The sequence below is a fragment of the Mastigocoleus testarum BC008 genome (genome assembly GCF_001456025.1).
In the GTDB taxonomy this organism is placed as follows: domain Bacteria; phylum Cyanobacteriota; class Cyanobacteriia; order Cyanobacteriales; family Nostocaceae; genus Mastigocoleus; species Mastigocoleus testarum.
Window position 1 is genome coordinate 1 of the sequence record NZ_LMTZ01000033.1, and the last position, 21,689, is coordinate 21,689.

The 21,689-nt window shown below is 37.7% G+C and carries 16 protein-coding genes; 12 read left to right on the forward strand and 4 right to left on the reverse strand.

Going from position 1 to position 21,689, the window contains the following annotated elements:
* Positions 1–116 precede the first annotated feature (116 nt).
* Positions 117–1,394, forward strand: a complete 1,278-nt coding sequence (locus BC008_RS06705) for a tetratricopeptide repeat protein (RefSeq protein ID WP_058183361.1) — start codon at positions 117–119, stop codon at positions 1,392–1,394.
* A 269-nt stretch (positions 1,395–1,663) separates the two neighbouring features.
* Complete coding sequence (locus tag BC008_RS06710) at positions 1,664–2,953, forward strand: Glu/Leu/Phe/Val family dehydrogenase (RefSeq protein ID WP_027846964.1); 1,290 nt, start codon at positions 1,664–1,666, stop codon at positions 2,951–2,953.
* 147 nt (positions 2,954–3,100) lie between these two features.
* Here the strand turns inward: BC008_RS06710 and BC008_RS06715 are convergent, their stop codons facing one another.
* Together BC008_RS06715 and BC008_RS49295 are read right to left on the reverse strand one after the other, a co-directional pair.
* Positions 3,101–3,694, reverse strand: a complete 594-nt coding sequence (locus tag BC008_RS06715) for an SH3 domain-containing protein (protein ID WP_058183362.1) — start codon at positions 3,692–3,694, stop codon at positions 3,101–3,103.
* Between the two features lie 422 nt (positions 3,695–4,116).
* Positions 4,117–4,317 (reverse strand): hypothetical protein, encoded by a 201-nt coding sequence (locus BC008_RS49295; RefSeq protein ID WP_161938086.1) that lies wholly within the window; start codon positions 4,315–4,317, stop codon positions 4,117–4,119.
* Positions 4,318–4,341: 24 nt separating this feature from the next.
* Here BC008_RS49295 and BC008_RS06720 point away from each other — a divergent pair, with 24 nt between their 5' ends.
* The 5 genes from BC008_RS06720 to minE all read left to right on the forward strand — a co-directional run bounded on the left by BC008_RS06720 (position 4,342) and on the right by minE (position 8,902).
* Entirely contained in the window at positions 4,342–5,004 is a 663-nt protein-coding gene (locus BC008_RS06720) for a hypothetical protein (RefSeq protein ID WP_027844161.1), read from the forward strand.
* 141 nt (positions 5,005–5,145) lie between these two features.
* Positions 5,146–6,474, forward strand: coding sequence for a four-carbon acid sugar kinase family protein (locus BC008_RS06725; protein ID WP_027844160.1), 1,329 nt, complete (start codon positions 5,146–5,148; stop codon positions 6,472–6,474).
* A 139-nt stretch (positions 6,475–6,613) separates the two neighbouring features.
* The gene (gene minC, locus BC008_RS06730) at positions 6,614–7,696 is read left to right on the forward strand and encodes a septum site-determining protein MinC (RefSeq protein WP_027844159.1); all 1,083 of its coding nucleotides are present in this window, start codon (positions 6,614–6,616) and stop codon (positions 7,694–7,696) included.
* A 48-nt stretch (positions 7,697–7,744) separates the two neighbouring features.
* Positions 7,745–8,554, forward strand: a complete 810-nt coding sequence (gene minD / locus BC008_RS06735; RefSeq protein ID WP_027844158.1) for a septum site-determining protein MinD — start codon at positions 7,745–7,747, stop codon at positions 8,552–8,554.
* 36 nt (positions 8,555–8,590) lie between these two features.
* A complete protein-coding gene (gene minE, locus BC008_RS06740; RefSeq protein ID WP_027844157.1) occupies positions 8,591–8,902 on the forward strand; it encodes a cell division topological specificity factor MinE in 312 nt (103 codons plus the stop codon).
* A 691-nt stretch (positions 8,903–9,593) separates the two neighbouring features.
* On the opposite strand, the gene BC008_RS06745 is transcribed toward minE, so the two are convergent.
* Positions 9,594–10,907, reverse strand: coding sequence for a hypothetical protein (locus BC008_RS06745; RefSeq protein ID WP_027844156.1), 1,314 nt, complete (start codon positions 10,905–10,907; stop codon positions 9,594–9,596).
* A 1,643-nt stretch (positions 10,908–12,550) separates the two neighbouring features.
* On the opposite strand from BC008_RS06745, the gene fmt reads away from it, so the two are divergent.
* The gene (fmt, locus tag BC008_RS06750) at positions 12,551–13,555 is read left to right on the forward strand and encodes a methionyl-tRNA formyltransferase (protein WP_027844155.1); all 1,005 of its coding nucleotides are present in this window, start codon (positions 12,551–12,553) and stop codon (positions 13,553–13,555) included.
* A gap of 320 nt (positions 13,556–13,875) precedes the next feature.
* On the opposite strand, the gene BC008_RS06755 is transcribed toward fmt, so the two are convergent.
* Entirely contained in the window at positions 13,876–14,229 is a 354-nt protein-coding gene (locus tag BC008_RS06755; RefSeq protein ID WP_058183363.1) for a DUF6464 family protein, read from the reverse strand.
* An 840-nt stretch (positions 14,230–15,069) separates the two neighbouring features.
* Here BC008_RS06755 and BC008_RS06760 point away from each other — a divergent pair.
* From BC008_RS06760 to BC008_RS06775, 4 genes are all read left to right on the forward strand, one after another.
* A complete protein-coding gene (locus BC008_RS06760; protein WP_027844154.1) occupies positions 15,070–15,891 on the forward strand; it encodes a hypothetical protein in 822 nt (273 codons plus the stop codon).
* Positions 15,892–16,343: 452 nt separating this feature from the next.
* Positions 16,344–16,589, forward strand: a complete 246-nt coding sequence (psaC, locus tag BC008_RS06765; RefSeq protein ID WP_012411495.1) for a photosystem I iron-sulfur center protein PsaC — start codon at positions 16,344–16,346, stop codon at positions 16,587–16,589.
* Between the two features lie 972 nt (positions 16,590–17,561).
* Positions 17,562–19,466, forward strand: a complete 1,905-nt coding sequence (gene glmS / locus BC008_RS06770) for a glutamine--fructose-6-phosphate transaminase (isomerizing) (protein WP_027844153.1) — start codon at positions 17,562–17,564, stop codon at positions 19,464–19,466.
* A 553-nt stretch (positions 19,467–20,019) separates the two neighbouring features.
* Positions 20,020–21,672, forward strand: a complete 1,653-nt coding sequence (locus BC008_RS06775; protein WP_027844152.1) for a serine/threonine-protein kinase — start codon at positions 20,020–20,022, stop codon at positions 21,670–21,672.
* Positions 21,673–21,689 lie beyond the last annotated feature (17 nt).

The following is a 21,689-nucleotide window of genomic DNA, read 5'->3' on the forward strand; positions in this document are numbered from 1 at the left end:
AACTCGAGAATTTTGGAACACTGCGAGAAGCCATGGAGCATGTCTTGACTTTAGCGTCCTAGCTAACCTGGCGGTTGCTATATTTAGTTAAAGACCCCGAAATATCCCTTTCTATAATGCTGCAAAGGTTGCAAGAGCAAAAATTAGCAGCAGAAGCCCTACAAGACCGGAAAACTCTCAATTCAACTCAACTGGGTGTTCAAGCCGCGTTTGCTTTAACTTGGGAAAAACTCGAACCCCTAACGCAACAATTAGGAAAATTTTTAAGTTTATTTTCTCCTCAATCAATTCTTTGGAACTTGGTTGTTTGGGTAGCTATAGAAGATGATAAAGAACAAGAAGAAAAACAACTAACTTGGTCAGAACAAGAGTTAAACGAAGCGAGAAAGCAACTCTACGAACGCAATTTACTCCAACTCCTTGAAGAAACATCAGGATATTACAAAATTCATTCCCTAGTACGGTGGTTTTTGCAAGCACAATTAGCAAAATCTAGTAAAAAATTAGTTCTGGAAAGAAGATTCGCGATTGCGATGATAAGTATTACCAAAAATATTCTCCAATCACCAACTTCTGAAGATATTAAATTATTGGAAATTACAAATCCTTATCTGGAAGAGTTGGGAAGAAGTTTAATTGCAGAAATTGCAGAACAAATAAATTACCCTAGATCAGTTCTTGAGGAAAAAGTTGTTCTTAAAGAAGAAGTTATCTGGGTATTTGTAGGGGTTGGAAAATTTTATGAAGAACAAGGATTGTATGAATTAGCAGAACCTTGGTATAAACAATGTTTACGAGTTTGCAAGGTTCTTTTTGAAGGCGATCATCCAGATGTGGCTACTAGTTTAAACAATCTAGCATTCCTGTACTCAAGCCAAGAAAGGTACACAAAAGCCAAACCCCTTTATCAACAAGCCCTCCAGATGAGAAAGCGCCTGTTTCAAGGCGACCATCCAGATGTGGCTACTAGCTTGAGTGATTTAGCACTCCTGTACTCAAGTCAAGGAAGGTACACAGAAGCCAAACCCCTTTATCAACAAGCCCTCCAGATGAGAAAGCACCTGTTTCAAGGCGACCATCTAGATGTGGCTACTAGCTTGAACAATTTAGCATTGCTGTACTCAAAGCAAGGAAGGTACCTCCAAGCCGAACCCCTTTATCAACAAGCCCTGAAGATGTGTGAACGGGTGTTAGGAGTAAATCATCCCACTACAGTAACAGTGCGAAAAAATTTGACAGCCTTACAAGTTCAACAAACTCCAATTGGTATTTTGAGGCGCTGGCTGGGTAATTTTGTGGGAATTTTGTTGCTGATCGCAATTTTACCGTTTTATCTACTGTGGTTATTTGCCAAGGGAATTTTTACCTTTACCTTGCGTCAGTTAAGAAGATGAAGCTTGGTAATTTACTTTCACCCAAAATCCTTGTAGAGACGCGAAATAATGACCTTACGGTCACGCTGGAGGCTTACGCCGACGCCGTAGGCTCTAGCTGCGCTACCTACGGATCCGCTAACGCGTCTCTACTACAGATCGTCACATAATATAAAACGAAACTTAAAAAAGTAACGAATTTTACATTTTTCCAGAAAAGTAGAAGAAAAAAAGCTAGGCTGGAATTAAATATCTTATCAGCGGTAACCCCGCAACTATCAGAAAATATTATGGTTTCTTCTCCTTCATTACCCTTAGAAACTCCAACTCCAGCCCATATTTGTCCCTTTGATCAAGCTTGTAGCTACTTAGACCAAGCCGGGAAAGAATTAAAGTTAGAAGCAGGTCTATTAGAAATATTGAGTAATCCCCGCAAAGTTGTTACTGTATCTATTCCCATCAAGCGAGATAACGGCAACATCCAAGTTTTGGCGGGACATAGGGTACAACATTGCGATATTTTAGGTCCATATAAAGGTGGTATTCGCTATCATCCTGCAGTAAGTCTGCGGGAAGTTTCGGCATTAGCAATGCTGATGACTTGGAAGTGTGCACTTGTGGGTATTCCCTATGGTGGAGCCAAGGGAGGAATTGCAATTAACCCCAAAACCTACAGCGTCGGTGAATTAGAACGGATATCTCGACGTTATATCAGCGAGTTAATAAAAGATATCGGTCCCGAAGTTGATATCCCCGCACCAGACATGGGTACATCTGCGCGGGAAATGGCGTGGATGATGGATACATATTCTGTCAACATGGGTCATGCTGTACCCGGAGTCGTTACGGGTAAACCCATATCTGTCGGTGGTTCCCGAGGACGGGAAATGGCGACGGGACGCGGTGTAATGATTACTGTCCGGGAAGCGCTTGCAGATCGGGGTCAGTCCCTCAAAGGTGCGAAAATTGCCATTCAAGGTTTTGGTAATGTCGGTGGTGCTGCAGCTTTCTTGTTACATCAAGCAGGAGCAAAAATTATTGCAGTTTCTACCGGTGCGGGTGGTGTTTATTCAGAAGTTGGTTTGGATATTCCCGCTTTACTTACCTACGCAAAGGAAAACCGTCGCAACCTAGTTGCTTTTCCCCAAGCCAAACCTATTAGTAATCCAGATTTGCTAGCTTTACCCTGTGATGTCTTAATTCCTGCAGCCTTAGAAAATCAAATTACCGATGAGAATGTTGATCGCATAAAAGCGGATATTATCGCCGAAGCTGCGAATGGACCAGTAACCCTTGAAGCAGACCAAGCATTAACAGCGCGGGGAGTTACTATATTACCAGACATCCTAGCTAACGCTGGTGGTGTGGTCGTCAGTTATTTAGAGTGGGTGCAAGGTCTTTCTTTCTTATTTTGGGACGAGCAACGCGTCAACCAAGAAATGGAAGAATTGATGGTGCGAGCATATCGTGAAGTTATCGCACAATCAAAAGCCAGAAAAATTCCTTTAAGATTAGCAGCTTACGTCCTAGGTGTAGGGAGAGTCGCTCAAGCATTACGCGATCGCGGTCTGTATCCTTAGAATTATCAGTTATTAGGGAACGGGGAACAGGGAATGGGAAATAAGTAATGCGACTGTATAGGGAAGATGTAAAGAATTTTGGATCTATCACCAATTACCAATTACCAATTACCTATTACCCATTACCTATTACCTATTACCCATTACCTATCTTTGATATTCAGTACCACTCGCACTAAAACCTTGTTCTTGTGTACGAACGTTACCGTTATTGCGATCGCTAATAATGAAATCGATTTCGCCGAAAGGAATAAATCTTACGTAATATGCAAATCGGTCTTGATGTGCGATGTAGCTAATTGATTCATCATCGCGATAAATTTGGGGAATTCTTGCAACAGCTATTCCGTTGGGGTCTGTAACCTGCGATCGGTTATCGTAGACATTCATGTAGACTTGTCCGTCTTCTTCATAAACCCTCACAGTCTTACTATCAGTTTTGAAACGTAACCGAGTATCTGTATCAGATGGATTAGGATTGCTGTTCAAGTTCACTCTAATTACATCTTCCCGTACCCAACCAATATCATTTGCTCCCGAACCAAATTTTATTTGATACCAGGTGTAGGTATCACCAGCAGGCTGACTTTTACTGAAGATTTCAACTTTATCCCCATCTCTTCCTTGGGTGATTATGCCATCACTCAATGATGGACCCAAACGAATATTTACCCTATTCTCGGTTTGTGAGTTGGTTCTGAGAACACCGGTACCGCTTAAAGCAACTTCTTGTCCATTCATAATTTTAAGATTTCATCATATCTAGCACTATTTTTCCCTACAAGACTTCAGAGTGGGATTTTAGAAATATTCGAAAATAAAGAAATATTTGACAAGAATATTTATAGATTTGAGGATAAACTCCAGAAATCCGAGCAAATTTGTAAGATTGCTCGGAAAATCTTGATGAGATACTTAATAAAAAAATGAAATAACCAATCAAGAATAGACTACTGCTAAAAATCAGAAAATCTTGATATTTAAGATTATTTAATAAAAATCAGTGATTTCCCTGAAATAAATTGCTTTTGCTTATGGTTATGATATTTTCCCCGATCTGGAAATTATATTTTGTGTTTTGTAGACCATTAAAGAGGCGTGAAGTTTCTCGTCTCTACAGTAGGGATGAGTGTATTTATGATGCACTCCTTATATTACCTGGGTTAGGGGAGCGGTGAAAATACGTAACCCAACCCTTTCTTTCGTCTGAGACTTGCTACAAGTATCAATTGTTTCCTGAAAACATAAAATAGCAGCCAGCGATCGTGAACTAAAAGAAAAATTAATTTCCCAATCGCTAATCCCCAATGCCCAGTCGCCAGTCGCCAGTCGCCAATCCCAATTAAAATTAATCTAACTAACACTTGTAAGATATTAATCTAACCGTGCTGCAGCCAGATTTATTAGGCTTAGAAATTTCTAAAGGGGAATTAAGACACTTAAGTGGATTTGACCCCGATGATATTTTTCGACCTTCTATTTTTAAAAATCGCCAAAAGCGACTGAATTTTTTTATTAATGAATTAATTGTGGCGCTAGCCCTAACTCCAATAGTTATTGGATTTATTTATGCATTTATTATTTTACCAATAATTGGTTCTTCCATTAAACTAGCAATTCTATTGTTAATCGTTGTTCCCACACTAGTTTTTCTTGGAAGATGGTTGTGGCGACGCAAGGTTTCTCCACAAAGTCTGGCAAAACTTTTAGATGAAGTTGATGAATATCATAAACTAATCGAAGCCATAGATATTAACGACCAATTAGCAAGTTCGGGAAATTTACAAAGTAATCTCGAAGACCGAGAAAAAGTAATCGCCGCTTTAAAATTAATCAGAGAAGATTTAGTTCGGGCTTTGAAAACAGAGCGAATTTTACGGGATAATAAAAAGTTAATTGCTCAGAAGCATGAATTATTAATTGATAATTTATCTAATCTGCAAGCCTTACAAGCTAGTTCAGAAGCCAGCGAATACGCTCAACTTTTGAATCAATCTTTGCAGATAGCTCTTGACGTGCAAGACCAAATTAGAAAATTACGAAAAATGTAAGCGGGAAGTTTCCGTGGAGTCAATCTCCATAAATTAATCTGTTTCGAAGAAGATGAATTCTTCGAAAAGCCAATCTTTTTCGAAAACCCCATCTTTTTAGAATTGCAGTCGCGCCGTTAACTCTTAGCCGTTGACTTTAACATGAATTCCAAACCAAAAATAATTGTTTTAGATGACGATCCCACAGGTTCGCAAACAGTTCATAGTTGTTTGTTGCTGATGCGTTGGGATGTGGAAACTTTATGTCGGGGACTCAGGGATGATGCGCCAATTTTCTTTATTTTAACCAATACAAGGTCTTTGACCCCAGAACAAGCAGCCTCTGTAACTAAAGAAGTTTGTCAAAATTTAAAACAAGCATTGGAAGAAACCCAAACTAAAGATTTTCTGGTAGTTAGTCGCTCTGATTCAACGTTGCGGGGACATTATCCCATCGAAACTGACGCGATCGCTGAAGAATTAGGATCCTTTGACGCTCATTTTCTAGTACCAGCTTTTTTTGAAGGCGGGCGGGTAACTCGTGATAGCATACATTATTTAATCATTGATGGCGTTCCCACACCAGTGCATGAGACTGAATTTGCCCGAGATTCTGTATTTGGCTATCACTATAGCTATCTACCAAAATATGTCGAAGAAAAAACCGCTGGAAAAATTAATTCAGACTCAGTAGAAAGATTTTTATTAGAAGATATTCGTACTGGAAGTCTGGAACGCTTGATGAGTTTAAGCGACAATCAATGTGCTGTAGTTGATGGTGAAACCCAAGCCGATCTGAATTTATTTGCTCGAGATTTGCTCAGTGCTGCAAGTCAAGGAAAACGTTTTTTGTTCCGTTCGGCAGCAAGTATCTTGACAGCATTAGCCGCTTTACCTTCCCAACCAACCGCTCCTGAAAATATGTCTGATTACGTCAGAGATGGTAATCCAGGAGCTGTAATTGTTGGTTCACATGTAAAAAAGACAACTCAACAATTAGAAGTACTGTTGCAAACTGCTGGCACTGCCGGTATAGAAGTGAATGTATCCCGCTTAGCTAATGATGCTGGTAATACATCTGCTAAACTGCTAAGCGAAATTCTCGAAAAAGTTAACGCAGCATATCAATCTGGAAAAACACCAGTAGTATATACTAGCCGCGAAGAACTTACTTTTGAGGATGTCACAACAAGGTTGCAATTTGGAGAAAAAGTTTCCAACTTGTTAATGGATATTGTTCGCGGTTTACCATCTGATATAGGATTTTTAATCAGCAAAGGGGGAATTACTTCTAATGATGTACTTAGCAAAGGTTTAAATTTGACTTGGGCGCGCTTGCTCGGTCAAATTTTACCTGGTTGTTCAATAATTTTGACAACTGCGGAGCATCCTCAGTTTCCGAATTTACCTGTAGTACTTTTCCCAGGTAATGTTGGTGATGCTGATGCTCTAAGCCTGACTTATAGAAGACTCAGGAAACCAAATACCTAGGAAATAAAAAACTTAGGAAACCAAAACTCAGAGTCAATTAGTGTAAATATTTTAACTAAAAAGTCATTATAGTTGCTCTGGGATAATCGATCGTCCTTCATAATTACTAGGTTACTACCTCTGTTTTGGCTGGTGTTGCATGACTTCCGATTCCGTCATTCCCGATTTAGATTCTAATTCTGCCATCCCTGATGTAGAGTCACAATCTGATGTGTCTGATATAAAGCCAAAATCAAAAGCTGCTGTTGATGGAGAATCAAAATCCACTGTTTCTAGTCTCGAGTTAAAAGCTAACAACACAGATGTTAAATCTTCCAGTCCCAGGCTAAAACCTGAAACTTCTGAAGATGAATCAAAATCTAATGAATCAAAATCTAATAACTCGAAACCCACTAACGCCATCTCTGAATCTCAAGAAGGCGAAATAGATACTGAGACTAACAGTATACAACTATACGATACAGCACTGCAAGAGAACAGTCTGAGAAACGATGTCCAAGTTCAGTTTAAAACTGAAGGTGGAAGACTGTTACTAATTTTGCCTACCCAATCAGAACTCAGTAATGCGGAACATCATTGGTTAGAAATTTGGCAACAAATTAAGGTGCGATTGAATGCCAGCTATCGCTTACGAACGCCAAATACCAACTTACATCTGGTAGCAGGCGATCGCCTTTTAGATGGCAGACAACTACAACAGTTAGCAGAGACTTTAAGTGAATTCCAAATCCAACTAAAATCAGTATCTACTAATCGTCGTCAAACAGCAATTGCTGCAGTTTCTGCAGGTTATTCGGTGGAACAAATGCAAGCACCCAAGGCTTTAAGTTCCGAGCCGAAACATGCAACTGCTCCAGGTGCTGCACTCTATATGCAGATGACAGTCCGTTCTGGAATTGAAATTCGTCATCCTGGAACAATAGTTGTTTTGGGTGATGTCAACCCAGGAGGGATTGTAATTGCTGATGGCGATATTTTAGTTTGGGGTCGTTTACGTGGTATTGCTCATGCTGGGGCTAAGGGTAACCGCGAATGCCAAATTATGGCACTGCAAATGGAACCAACCCAGTTAAGAATTGCAGATGCTGTAGCCAGAGCGCCAGAAAAATCTCTGACGCAATTTTATCCAGAAGTGGCTTACGTCACCCTAGAAGGAATACGTGTAGCTAGGGCTACTGATTTTACCAGGACGCAGTTACCCAAAACCGATTTGGAGCTGTAAATCTTTTATTCTATATATTGCTAATTCCTCATCGAGCGTGCTCATATCATGACCCGTATTATTGTCATTACCTCCGGTAAAGGAGGGGTAGGTAAAACGACTGTTACAGCCAATCTGGGTATGGCGTTAGCCAAAATCGGAAGTCAAGTTGCTTTAGTTGATGCTGATTTTGGTTTGCGTAATTTAGATTTGTTGTTAGGTTTGGAAAACCGCATCGTTTACACGGCTGTGGAAGTTTTAGCTAGAGAATGTCGTTTGGAGCAAGCTCTAGTCAAAGATAAACGACAACCAAATTTAGTTCTACTTCCAGCATCTCAAAATCGTACTAAAGATGCAGTTTCTCCCGAACAAATGAAATTACTTGTCAATGCTCTAGCACAAAGATATAAATATGTTTTAATTGATAGTCCTGCAGGCATTGAAAATGGTTTTAAAAATGCAACTGCTCCTGCAAAAGAGGCCTTAATTGTAACAACTCCAGAAATTGCAGCCGTTCGCGATGCTGACAGGGTAGTTGGGTTATTAGAAGCACAAGGTATTAAGCGTATCCACTTAATCGTAAATCGGATCAGACCCGCAATGGTACGAGTCGATGATATGATGTCAGTGGAGGACGTTCAGGAACTTTTAGCGATTCCACTAATTGGAATTATCCCTGACGATGAACGTGTAATCGTTTCAACCAACCGCGGTGAACCATTAGTGTTATCATCAGAGAATTCTTCTTTAGCTACTGTAGCTTTTGAAAATATTGCCCGCAGATTGGAAGGAGAAACGGTTGAATTTCTCGATCTTGATTCACCCAACGACAACATCTTCTCCCGTCTCCGAAGATTGTTGTGGACAAAGATACTGTAATATTTAAACACTTGTGCTCAAGCACTAATGGCTACAATGATTCTCGAACTTCTTGAACGACTTCTGTTTCGCACTAGTGGAAACAGTCGCGATCATGTCAAACGTCGCCTACAATTGGTGATTGCTCACGATCGCGCCGATTTAAGTCCTGAAATGTTAAACCAAATGCGGCAAGAAATCCTACAAATTGTTTGTCGCTATGTGGAAGTAGAGTCGGATGGTTTGGAATTTTCGTTAGAAAGTAATGATCGCACTTCTGCTTTAATTGCTAACGTACCGATACGCAGAGTTAAGGAAGCTGATAGCCAGGTTAATAGCCAGGGTAATACTAGCGAAGCTTCCCAATAACTTTTCTAATTAGTACTTGTATTTTTCCCTGTGTTGAAATTATCACAATGTAACTTTAATTAACAAATCAAAGTTAGGCAGCATATCAAATTTAGAGAAAATTTTAGGGATGTTGCAATGCAAAATCTCGGTAGAAACTGATGAATAATATTACTCATGAGTTGAAATATAGCACTACGTAACAAGGCTAGAAGATTAGTAAATTCTGTTTGTCTTACAGCTACGCTACCTTATGGATCCGCTAACGTCGTAGAGACGCTAAAAGCTATCATTTGTAAGCTTTTATTGGTGTCTAGCGTTAGAAGCATCTACGATGTTAGTGATAGCGTGACGTTAGTTATATGGCTTTGTCATGTTCTAACCGCAGTGTAGGTATTGCGTGACTGCAGGTCATATTTGATTTTGCTGAGCTACCTATAGCTATAGCTGCGCTACCTATAGCTGCGCTACCTACGGATCCGGAGCCGCTACCTACGGATCCGGAGCCGTTACGCTTTGCTAGCCGCTAAGCGCTAATATAGTCAGATGCGTGCAATCTACCAAGCTACCGCTAAGGTTTAACATCCGGCTCTGACGCGGTCACTTTTGACTTTTTACTTGCGCGTAGCTCTATACCCATAAAAAAATACCCGTTATTGCTGTTTGTTAAGCATAACGGGAAATTATTGATATTTAATATTTATCAACTCTTTTATCTGTAAGCGACCTCTGACTGATCCCAAACATCGGAAACTTTACTACCAAATGTAATTGGTTGGTCTAATTTTTCTGCTGCAAATGTTTGACCATCATTGGATACTGCAACTAAAGGCCATTCCTCTTCACCTAGTTCGCCAGTGCGGAAGAGAACATTATCAGGTTGAGATTGACTCCAACCCAACATCACTGCTACTTGCTCGTGGGAATCTCTTTTATTTTCTGGAGATATTTCGTCAACGTTATTTTTTTGTCGGTTCCAGATAACTGCACTATCTGAACCGTCTGATGTTTGAAATTTAGATACAAAAGAACGAGCTAAGAAGCGATCGCCTTGTTTCGACCAACTCACAGGAACTAACACCCCTAAAGTTCCCTGACCATTTCGGTCTGCTTGGTCATGCTTAACTTTCAGTAAGACATCTGTATTACGAGAAGTTGAAGATATTACCCGTAACTGTTTTGTTTTTCTATCTTCAATAAATAAAACGCTGCTCACACGACTTTTATGTAGTTCGGGCTCAGCCTCTAGCTGTACTCGGCTGTAAACAGCATATCTACCATCTGGAGAAACCACAGGTACACTGCGGTAGTAACGAACTCCTGAACCACCTTTAGCGCTCATTTTCTGTTGAGTATCCATAATCCATTTCCAAGGAATGGGATGGGGACTTGCTAATGGATCTTGTTGTTGTGCTGCTAAGCTTTCTGGGTCTGGCTCCTCTTGAACTGGTATCTGCTTGATTTCAGACTCTACAGCTTTTGCCCAAGGAGCAACCGAATCTCCATCTAAAGATTCAACTCTTACTAAAGTTTGCACCTTGTGTGATTTTAAGCGAGCAACTAGCTTGCGGTCACTAGGAATTTCCTTGCTTGACCAGGAAGCTGCATTTGCATTGGTTGATGGCGCTAATTCAACAGCCGCTAATAATTCATTGTCAGTTGTGTCTTCCGTTTGGTCACTATTTTCAGCTTCTGACAAAAAATCAATAGCATCCGCCTGAATAAGTCTTGGTTTACCAACCGCAGCAATAGAAATTGGTACTGAATTAAATTGATTAAATGTGGAGTCAATTTGGGAAACTAAACGATCTCGATTAAGATCGGTATCCCCAGAAACAAGTGTAGATATTAACTCAGGTTCTAAATTTTCTCTGTCTGAGTGAATACTACTAGCCAGCTGTGATTGTTTTGCAGAACTAGAACTACCTGATGCAGCAACTAGTGGAGCAATAAAAACGACAACTAGAACATATTTTAAGAACGGTTGCACGCGGAACCATCCTGATAATAAAAGGGATTTAAGCATCTAACTTTGACTCTCTAAAAGGGGTTGCGGTGTGAGGTTCAAGACTTAGGGGGGGACCACAGGGAACACTACAAATACTTGTATAACAAAGAACTTAGATATTTATAGCTATAGTTTACTCAATTTACATAAATTTCGCACATTTCTGGAAAATCATGTATCATGAACTACTGCATGTCAGGTTACGATGCTGATAAAAAACCAATCTCCCAGTATCGTCGGAATACTAACAATTTGATAATTCTTGCGTTGCAGAAGTTTTGCCCCCCAACAAAACTAGGACTTGCACCTTTATCAACATAATGTCCAATTATCGATACTTGAAGATTCCTATCCTCCCGATACCCCCGATTTATTGGAGGATTTGTGTAAATCCTTAAACTTAACTGATGGGTCAGAAAAGTTTGATTTCTATTAAGTCTTTATTTATTACGAACATCTAGTTGGATTTTCAAATATAGCAAACAACTAGTGAAGTTGAACGCTGGAATTGGATCTGATTGCTGAAAGTAAAATCTATTTATTTATGGAATTACCAGGTTCGCAGAACAAATGTTTGGTAAGAGCACCAGCTGATTTGAGTTATAGAAAATACAAAGCCTGGTCGCGCTTAAGATTTCCTGAAATATCACTTTGAAAATTGTCACTTGCTATTTAACTCAAAATAGCTTTCACAAGGGGAAAAACCGATTCACGTGTCTAATCGCGAAACCGAACCAAGCTCAAGTACGATATTTCTACTTAGCGACAGACTCTGACCATCTTATAACCTTGATGTATATACAACGAATATAATTAGGTTATTTCCTTATCAAGAGTAGATGCATTAGAAGCTTATATTTAATTTTTGCTTCTCCCCCGTAATCATATCAAAATATGCTTTGTTCGGCAATAACGAAACTAAATCTTTATTTACTTCACAAAGTAGTTTTAAATGGAATATTTTATAGGCTAGAAAAATATATATTTCGTAAAAGTGACTATATAATTACTTAGTATCTGCTGCTATTAACAGCTTTTTTAAATAATTTTTTCTTAAAACTGTTATTTCTTAGAGATGTTATTCCTTAGAATGTTTAAACAATGTAATACATGAGTAACAATTGAAACAGATATGTTTCGATTTAAATGATTGTGATGACGACTTATGTGAAGTATTTTATTTATTAATATTTGATTTGATTCATCAGGCTTGAGTTACAAAAGCTTTACTTAACAAAGGTTTAGTTTTTCTAAGACATAAAACTATATTTGATTTGTTTTACTTGGTTTGTTCTACTTACTTTGCTCTACATTTAATTGCTAATTTTGTGGTTACAGGGCATAATAATCTTTCATTTTGTGTTTATTTTCATCCTATATTTATATTTTTCCTGATTTTCTAATCTATTGGTGAATTAAATACTTTAATTAGGCAAGACTAGTAATCGCTTGAAAAATACTTTACAAAGGTAGTGATAAATTTCACTTTAATTTTTATTTATATGACTATGTAGACTTTAAATGAGTTATGAGTTTATATAACTACGACTTTGTAGCGTTATAAAAAAGTATTTTTCAAAAATTACATTTCCTAATTGTACTATTGACTATTAGCTATTTATCCCTAATGATTAACTATTAATTATTTAGTTTTCATGAAGATGAGAGTAGTATTTTTTGGTACTCCTGACTTTGCCGTACCAACGCTGTTAAATTTGTTAGATAGATCGGAATTTGAAGTTTTAGCAGTTGTCACCCAACCTGACAAACGTCGTCACAGAGGTAATAAAGTAACCCCTTCACCAGTAAAAGAAGTTGCCTGTGCTCATAGTCTAACTGTACTGCAACCCCAAAAAATCAAAAAAGATCCTGAAGTTTTAGAGCTACTCCGTCAGTTTGAAGCCGATATATTTGTGGTAGTTGCTTATGGACAAATTCTATCTCAAGAAATATTAGATATACCTGCACAGGGTTGTATTAACGTACATGGGTCGATACTACCAAAATATCGTGGGGCTGCACCGATCCAATGGTCTTTGTACAATGGCGAGTCAGAAACTGGTATTACTACCATGCTAATGGATGCTGGGATGGACACCGGAGGCATGCTCATGAAAGCTACAACACCAATCGGTTTGCTTGACAATACACAGGATTTAGCACAAAAACTGGCTGCGAGTGGTGCGGATTTATTAGTAGAAACTCTGTTAAAACTGGAAAAGAAAGAAATTCAAGCAATAGATCAAAACGATTCTGAAGCAACCTATGCACCTTTAATAAAGAAAGAAGATTACCAGTTAGATTGGTCAGTGGGTGCTTTGCAATTGCACAATCAGATCCGGGCTTTTTACCCCAATTGCAACACTATTTTTCGCGAACAGCCACTTAAAGTTACTGCTACAATTCCTTTTTGTACTAATTTTGATGGTGAAGTTCCATCTGAAATGGAAGAAATTCAGCAGAAGTTACCTAAGTTACCGGAAGTATCCCCTAAACCGGGGGAAGTATTCAGCATCATAAAAGGAAAAGGTCCAGTAGTACAGACCGGTGATGGTTTATTGCTTTTATATCAGGTTCAACTTCCGGGTAAACGACCCCAATCTGGATGGGATTTTGTTAATGGTTGTCGCTTAAAGGTCGGAGAAATTTTAGGACCCAACTCCTAGAGGTTTTAATTTTCAAAGGTTTTAATTTTAATTCCATTGGAATAATTCAGGTTGATATATCCCAGGGAAGAGAAGTAGGAGACATTTTACTCACAGAAACTTCAGCATACTAAGCCAAATCCAGACGAATTTTGTTTCTCTTAATTTTTCTGATAATTCTAACAACCAAAAAATTAATTTACTTGTTAGAACATTTTAGTTTACTGATTATTATTCGATTTCTGGATTAGGGATTTGTTCTGAATTTTCCGTTTTTATATCTTATGTTTTTTAGATTCTGGATTTGTCCTAGACTCTAAAAACAAATATGAGTATAGTTGTCAGGATTTTTCGTAAAAGTTACAAGATTTACAAGGACCATCAGGATTGACTGCACAGCGGATCATTTCAGAACAAGCATTATAAGAACAACTTGCATCGCCAATGACCCAACGTCCATCAATCCAACTCTTCTCATCTGGTCTTGTCGCACACTGTACATAAAGAGCAATTTGGTGTAATTGGTAACGCCCTGTCTTCAATTGATAGCGATGACGGCGTTCCAATACAGTATAAGTCTGACCATAAAATTCAAGGTAGTTTCCTGGTTGTGGCATCCAATCAAGTTTTACTTTCCCTAAAGTCTGATGTGGATGTATCAAAATTATCTCTGTTGATAAAGAATCCGCTTCCATAGCTACTTGTAAAGATAGAAGGATAATAACGCAGCAACTTGTAATACCTTAACGATTTTATGTTACGTTTAGCAATTTTTTAAGTTTCAATTAAATTACAGCAATATATTTATCCCGATCGCGATTTAAATTAAATTTATACATAAACAAAATGTTCTAAAAGTAACAATCATTCGTCGATTAATGAAGTTATAAAAGTAAAAAAAAGATGAAAAAGTTATCTATTATTCTTGCTTAATTTTCTATTTCCCGATACCAGCAGCTTCGAGTAATAAAAATCACTCTATCTGTGATTTGTTTACTCTTAATGATTAAATTATCAATTAGATCGGACTAAAAATTTAGATAGAATATCTTGATTTTAAACTTTTGCCTAAGATTCTAGCTTATTTTATATTTTCTATCCTTTGATACAGTTATGAAGTTTTTTTTGGTGAAAAGATAGATATAGTTTTTCTTTAGATATCTATAAGTGATGTCAATAATTTTGTCTACTAATAATAGTTCTTGAAAAAGAAGGGTGGCATACTATTTTAAATAAAAACACTTGAGAATCATATGTATCATGTATATTCTTTGTAATCTGCACCAATTTGTATAGAATATCTTTCTAATAAATTTATTGCTACACTCCGATAACATGAGACTGAATAATTTTGGCTATAAAATATCAAAAATTTGGTGGTATTTAATTTTTATGTAAATTAGCAGACTTGAAAATTATCGTTCGCAAAGTTTTAATCACGATATATGTCAAGTTTTTGATTAATAGATATACAGCACACTAGTATTTTTATATACTTTAACTGAGAAGGATGTGATTACTGTTTGATTTAAATCATGGCGATTGTAAAACATACAGATGCTCAACTGAGAATTCGGTTTGTACCGAAGTTGATTTCGATGCTCTTTGGTTTTTGTACTTTACTGCTAATACCTCAATTAACCAAAGCCCTATCTCCTTTAACAAGAGCACATGTCCTGAGTTGTGAAAGATTTACGGGAAACGAGGGGAACTGTAAGTTATTAGGGTCGGAGTTTTTCAAAACGGAATTGAGAAAGATTCCCTTAGTGCAAATGCGAAAAGCTCAAATTATCAAAATTCCAGTGAATAATAGTGAGTCAGTATACCAGCAAATTGTTTTGCTCACACAAAAAGGTGGTGTACCGCTTCATTTCATCCGTACGGATAAATCTAACTTAGAAACGACAGAATTAAATGTGATCGCGCTCAAAATCAACAATTTTATCAATGACAAAAAGCAAAATTCTTTGATCGTTCACCAAGGTACGCCATTTATTGACTGGGTTTTTGCTGGGATAATTTTACTGAATGTTCTTTGGTTAGCTGCTTCTAGCGAGATTGTTACTTGGGATTTCGATTCTTCTCGAGATTCTATGATTTATAAAAGACGATGGTTACTATTTTTTACTACTACAGTGGAACATTCATTAACCGATATCGTTAGTGTTGATTTTGAAGAAAAATTAAGTCAAGGTTTAAAAGCCTACCGAGTAAAGTTACTAATTGCAAAGAATCAGACATTACCACTAAAAATATGTTATGGCAGTTATTTTTTGAGACAAGAAAACACCAAGAAAGTTACAGAAGTAATTGCAAGATTTATTAAGAAAAGACAAATAGTATCTCATACAAGCTAGTATTCTAATTATTACCAGTGTTTTTACCAGTGTATTTATACCGGTTTATATGCTTTAGCGATGTATTTACTAAGATTTAAAATTCACTACTGGTTTATATTTTCTTGAATGTTTTATTTGTCAGCATTGATTCATAAGCATTTTTGATATAGTGCCATATAAATAATTAGAGATTGTACATTGAAGATAAACTAGTATTTCCTCTTACAATTTAATAGAAAGTAGTTGCTGTTGTCCTAAAGGCGTAAAGTCAGCCATTACTGTAAAAGTCTTTTCCGAAGATTTTTTCATGGTGGTTGAAATCGGATCTACGAAATTTTAATTTGGGTCTTGTTACATTCTTTAAAGTTATGTAGCTGAATTATTACGCCGACTAGTGCACTGCGGTAGACTAAGCCTTGATTACGGATCTCTTCACAGAGAAGAACACTTAAAAAAGGAGCCTGTTTTTAATGTCTCATACCGTAAAAATCTACGATACCTGTATTGGCTGCACGCAGTGCGTTCGGGCTTGTCCTACCGACGTATTGGAAATGGTTCCCTGGGATGGTTGTAAAGCTGCTCAAATAGCTTCCTCCCCACGTACCGAAGATTGTGTAGGCTGTAAGCGTTGCGAAACTGCTTGTCCTACCGACTTTTTGAGCATTCGGGTTTATCTCGGAGCTGAAACCACCCGCAGCATGGGTCTAGCTTATTAAGAAATTCATTTAAGAAGAAGTCAGAATACAGAAGTCAGGAGACATGAGGAGCAATTATATTAGGCATTTAAATTCTAATGATTCTAAACTAATTGCGAAGATCGTGGAGATGCAGAACTTGTCCTAGCGGATGAGCATATTATTTTGCTTAGTTTTCCATGATTAATTTTGACTCCCGACTACTGAATCCTGACTCCTATCACATTTCGGTGGTGATTGAGTTTCTGAGCTACGGGATTTACGCATAGCCTCATAATTAATCCGGGCTGGAGGTATTTGTAACATTTATTAATGTTAAGTATTAATATCAAGTTTAAAAACCTCAGTTTCGCGTAAGTCCCTATAAAAGTTAACAATTAATTTACAAATAATAAGTAGTTTTACAGCTTGAATGTAAAAAATTCACTCGCCATCTATATTGGGATGGTGAGTGTTTCTTTATTTGGATTATAGTTATCATTTGATAGTTAATGCACAATACTTACAGTACGCTTACGCTAGGTCGTGCACGCTAGAGCCTGCGGCGTCGGCGTTAGCCTCTAGCGTGCGCGGTAGCGCATTAACTGATAACTGTTTGTGGCTCACCACACCATCTCTTTATAGGTTGTGGTCAACATAACAACTGCAACCAGCCAACCAATCAATCACTCATATAATGTTCGCTTAATTACTTATGAAAAAATATATTTGTAGCAACGCTTTAGCCCCAATATTTGTCTATCGCCCTAAAGCGCTACTACGAAACTTATTACAAGCGTTTTGCCGGACATGATATCACTAATTAATTAATTACTGTGCGGTAACATTATTTATTACCAATCTCCAATCCCCAGTCGCCAGTCACTAATCCCCAATGTCAATTATTTTCCGGAAAGCATCCAAATAATGTTGTTGAAGATTTCTATATAACAATTTGCCTTCAGGGTAGAAACTATACTTGTTAATAAATACTTGTATTCATGGTGTGAGTAAATGTGCGGAATAGTTGGGTATATTGGTACGCAAGCAGCTACAGAGATTTTATTGGCAGGCTTGGAGAAGTTAGAGTATCGAGGCTATGATTCTGCAGGATTAGCTACAATCTGGGAGGGTGAAGTTAATTGTGTCCGTGCAAAAGGAAAGTTACATAATTTACGTTCCAAGGTAGAAAATTTAGAAACTCCAGCCCCCATCGGGATTGGACATACGCGTTGGGCGACCCATGGAAAACCAGAGGAATATAACGCCCATCCCCATATGAACACTGCAATGCGAGTTGCAGTAGTGCAAAATGGCATTGTGGAAAATTACCGCGAGCTAAGGGAAGAACTCAAGTCTCAAGGTTATGAGTTTCTTTCGGATACGGATACGGAAGTTATCCCCCATCTAATTGCTCAGTTTCTCAAAGAAGAAAAGGCTTTGGGAGGAGAATCGAATTTTGATTCCCCCTTCTTTGAGGCGGTAAGGAAAACTGTTAATCAACTGACAGGAGCTTTTGCTCTTGCTGTTGTTTGCGCAGATTATCCCGATGAATTAATTGTGGTTCGTCAGCAAGCACCTTTAGTAATTGGCTTTGGTCAAGGTGAATTTTTTTGTGCTTCTGATACTCCAGCGATTTTATCCCACACTCGAGCCGTTCTCCCACTGGATAATGGAGAAATTGCTCGCCTAACTCCCTTGGGTGTTGAAGTTTATGATTTTAACGCTCGGAGGTTAAAGAAACACCCCCGGATGCTGAATATGAATCCCATGATGGTTGAAAAGCAGGGATTCAAACACTTCATGCTCAAAGAAATTTACGAACAACCGGGAGTGGTTAGAGATTGTTTAGAAGCTTATTTTAACAGTGATTGGATTGCAAATGATTCCAATGTTGCACCAATTAATCTGGGTTTACCTCCAGAGATTTACAATGATGTAGAACAAATTCAAATTGTTGCCTGTGGTACTAGTTGGCATGCAGCATTAATAGGTAAATATTTACTCGAACATCTTGCTCAAATTCCTACCCAAGTGCATTATGCTTCGGAATTCCGCTATGCACCATCGCCGTTAACTCCGAATACATTAATTATTGGTGTTACCCAATCTGGGGAAACTGCAGATACACTTGCAGCTTTGGAAATGGAAAAGGAACGGCGTAAAGAACAGCAACCGAAGTTTCAAGCGCGACTTTTGGGGATTACCAACCGTCCTGAAAGCAGTTTGGGTCGAATGCTACCCAATATTATCAATACTTTAGCAGGAATTGAAATTGGTGTGGCGGCGACTAAAACTTTTGTCGCTCAAGTAATGGCGTTCTATGCTTTAGCTTTAGATTTAGCATATCTGCGTAAAACAGTTTCTTCTGCTAAATTACAAGAAATCATTAACGGGTTGCGTCAGATCCCAGGAGAAATTGAAGGATTATTAGAAACTCAAGAAAAATATATAGAAGAATTAGTCCATGAGTTCAACGAAACCAAGGACTTCATCTTTTTAGGTAGGGGAATTAACTTCCCGATCGCTTTGGAAGGAGCATTAAAATTAAAGGAAATCAGCTACATTCACGCCGAAGGTTATCCCGCTGGGGAAATGAAACATGGTCCCATTGCATTGTTGGACGAGAAAGTTCCAGTAGTTGCGATCGCAATGCCTGGTACTGTTTACGAAAAGGTGATTTCTAACGCCCAGGAAGCCAAAGCTCGGGATTCTCGATTAATTGGGGTGACACCAATTAGAGATGGAGAAGCTGGAGATATCTTTAACGATTTGATTCCGGTTCCTGCAGTAGATGAATTACTTTCTCCCATACTTGCAGTCATACCTCTGCAATTGTTGGCTTATCATATTGCTGCTCGTCGCGGTTTGGATGTCGATCAACCGAGGAATTTGGCCAAGAGCGTGACGGTGGAATAGTTGAAATTGTATTCCTACAAGTGTTGTGGAGGTACAAAAAAGTTGGAAAATAAGCAAAAAAGTTGGAAAGTGAACAAAAAAGTTGGGAAATAACTTTTGTGGGTAGATAACTCACATCTTTTGAAATGTGATAAATTCTATGAATTGCAACTCTTGTAGAATAAAAATTTGAGCAAATTCTCCAAATTTTTTATCTTTAAAAAACGTTGTTTAGCCTTGTGACGCGCTACGCAAACGTAAGCTTGAGAAACTTCCCAACTTTTTTTTTACTTTTGAGATAGACAACGTATTTAAGAAAGTTACAGTGGCTGAAATTTTCTAACTTTTTTGTTTATCTGAACTTGGCGGTCAATTTTTTACCTTGAGTAGCCTATCTTCTGACTCCCAAAAAATGGGCGAAGGAGTTATAACTCAAATCTAAATCGAGGAGATGTACCTTAAGCACAAGTCACGGTCACGGCAAGATATGAGTCTACAGGAATATCAAATTGTCACTCTTTTAGTAAATTTTGTATGCTAGTTACCAATAAAAACAGCATAAAAGCAATAACAAATGAACGCTGGAAAATTAATTAGTAATCGCTATCTAATTCAGAGGTTTCTTGGACAGGGTGGCTTTGGGCGAACTTATTTAGCATATGATACCCAACGTTTTGGCGAAGCTTGTGTATTAAAAGAATTTGTACCTGCAAACAGAGGAAAAGAAGTTTTTCGTAAATCTCAGGAGTTATTCGAGAGAGAAGCAAAAATCTTATATAACGTGGATCACCCACAAATTCCAAAATTCATTTCTTGGTTTACAGATCAACAAAGGCTTTTCATTGTACAAGAATATATTGAAGGTAAAACATATTCTCAAGTTTTGCAGGAACGCATTTCTCAAACAGGGAAGCCATTTTCTGAAGCTGAGGTAAATCAGTGGTTGTGGGATATGCTACCAGTTTTAGAGTATATCCATAAACGTAATCTAATTCACCGAGATATTTCTTTAGACAATATAATGCTTCGAACAGACCAATCGAAACCAGTACTGATTGATTTTGGCTTAGCCAAAGAAAAAATCAGTAAGATTTGGTCTGTGAATAATACTAAACGGTCTTCCTTTGGTTCTGTTGTAGGTAAATGGGGTTATGCTCCTGTAGAGCAAATACGTAGAGGAGTGTGTTACTATTGTAGTGATATTTACACTTTAGGTGTTTGTGTTATCGTTCTCTTGACAGGAAAAGCACCAGATTTATTGTTAGACCGAAATTTTGATTGGCAATGGCATTCTTACGTAAAATTAAGCGACCGATTGACTGCTATACTTAATAAAATGTTAGCAGAAAAACCAGATGATCGCTATCAGTCAGCTAATGAAGTATTACGTGAATTAGAGTTACCAAATTTTATTGAAGAAAAAACTGCTATTAGTTCGGTCAAAAAAATAGAAATTAATATCGACCAAGTGAAGAGAAAACATGAAGTCGCTGAAATTTGCGCTTCGGATGAATTTAAGCTTATAGAGCAGAAAGTAAATAATTTGAAAAATAGGAGAAAAATATCTGAAAATATTTCGTTAGAAATACAACGTTCTGCAAATATAGTTTTTAATCAAAAATTTCCTAACCAGAATTCCTCTTCCAAACTTAAAGGAGATTTATTACAAACATCAATATCCCGACCGCTTGAACCAGAATTGATAATATCACAAATACCGATATCTCAGCCACTGGAACCAGAATTGATAATATCACAGACGCCAATATCTCAGCCACTTAATCCTGAATTTATAAACTATTGCGAACAGGAACTAAATCGTATCATTGGTCCTTTTGCTCATTTTGTGGTCAAAGATATTTTGGCTGAGTATCCACACATAAAGCAAGAACAATTTATCGAATCCCTTGCTTCAAAAATTTCTGACTCCAAAGGCTCACAAAATTTTAAACAACGTATTGAACAAGCTAAAAAATATCAGGTGATGAAATATGATAAGAAAAAAATGCAAGGAAATTCTGTAGCTTTGAACATAGAATTTATTGAGCATTGTCGACAAGAATTACTGCTTTGTCTTGGACCTGTCGCAAATTTTGTTCTTGATGATATATTGGATCAATCCCCAGAAATTAGTGTTGAGCAACTTATTAAGGCTTTAATTGAGGCTATTGGCGATCCTAAGCAAGTAGAAAAATTTAAAAAACGACTCCGGCTGCCAAAAATATAGTTAAATTTATTACATAA

What these genes read in the sequence shown, in the direction of transcription:
- psaC (WP_012411495.1), top strand. Translation starts at nt 16,344, where the DNA reads ATGTCTCATACCGTAAAAATCTACGATACCTGTATTGGCTGCACGCAG.
- BC008_RS06745 (WP_027844156.1), bottom strand. Translation starts at nt 10,907, where the DNA reads ATGCTTAAATCCCTTTTATTATCAGGATGGTTCCGCGTGCAACCGTTC.
- BC008_RS06775 (WP_027844152.1), top strand. Translation starts at nt 20,020, where the DNA reads ATGAACGCTGGAAAATTAATTAGTAATCGCTATCTAATTCAGAGGTTT.
- BC008_RS06705 (WP_058183361.1), top strand. Translation starts at nt 117, where the DNA reads ATGCTGCAAAGGTTGCAAGAGCAAAAATTAGCAGCAGAAGCCCTACAA.
- BC008_RS06755 (WP_058183363.1), bottom strand. Translation starts at nt 14,229, where the DNA reads ATGGAAGCGGATTCTTTATCAACAGAGATAATTTTGATACATCCACAT.
- BC008_RS06725 (WP_027844160.1), top strand. Translation starts at nt 5,146, where the DNA reads ATGAATTCCAAACCAAAAATAATTGTTTTAGATGACGATCCCACAGGT.
- BC008_RS06715 (WP_058183362.1), bottom strand. Translation starts at nt 3,694, where the DNA reads ATGAATGGACAAGAAGTTGCTTTAAGCGGTACCGGTGTTCTCAGAACC.
- BC008_RS06710 (WP_027846964.1), top strand. Translation starts at nt 1,664, where the DNA reads ATGGTTTCTTCTCCTTCATTACCCTTAGAAACTCCAACTCCAGCCCAT.
- minD (WP_027844158.1), top strand. Translation starts at nt 7,745, where the DNA reads ATGACCCGTATTATTGTCATTACCTCCGGTAAAGGAGGGGTAGGTAAA.
- BC008_RS06760 (WP_027844154.1), top strand. Translation starts at nt 15,070, where the DNA reads ATGGCGATTGTAAAACATACAGATGCTCAACTGAGAATTCGGTTTGTA.
- minE (WP_027844157.1), top strand. Translation starts at nt 8,591, where the DNA reads ATGATTCTCGAACTTCTTGAACGACTTCTGTTTCGCACTAGTGGAAAC.
- glmS (WP_027844153.1), top strand. Translation starts at nt 17,562, where the DNA reads ATGTGCGGAATAGTTGGGTATATTGGTACGCAAGCAGCTACAGAGATT.
- minC (WP_027844159.1), top strand. Translation starts at nt 6,614, where the DNA reads ATGACTTCCGATTCCGTCATTCCCGATTTAGATTCTAATTCTGCCATC.
- fmt (WP_027844155.1), top strand. Translation starts at nt 12,551, where the DNA reads ATGAGAGTAGTATTTTTTGGTACTCCTGACTTTGCCGTACCAACGCTG.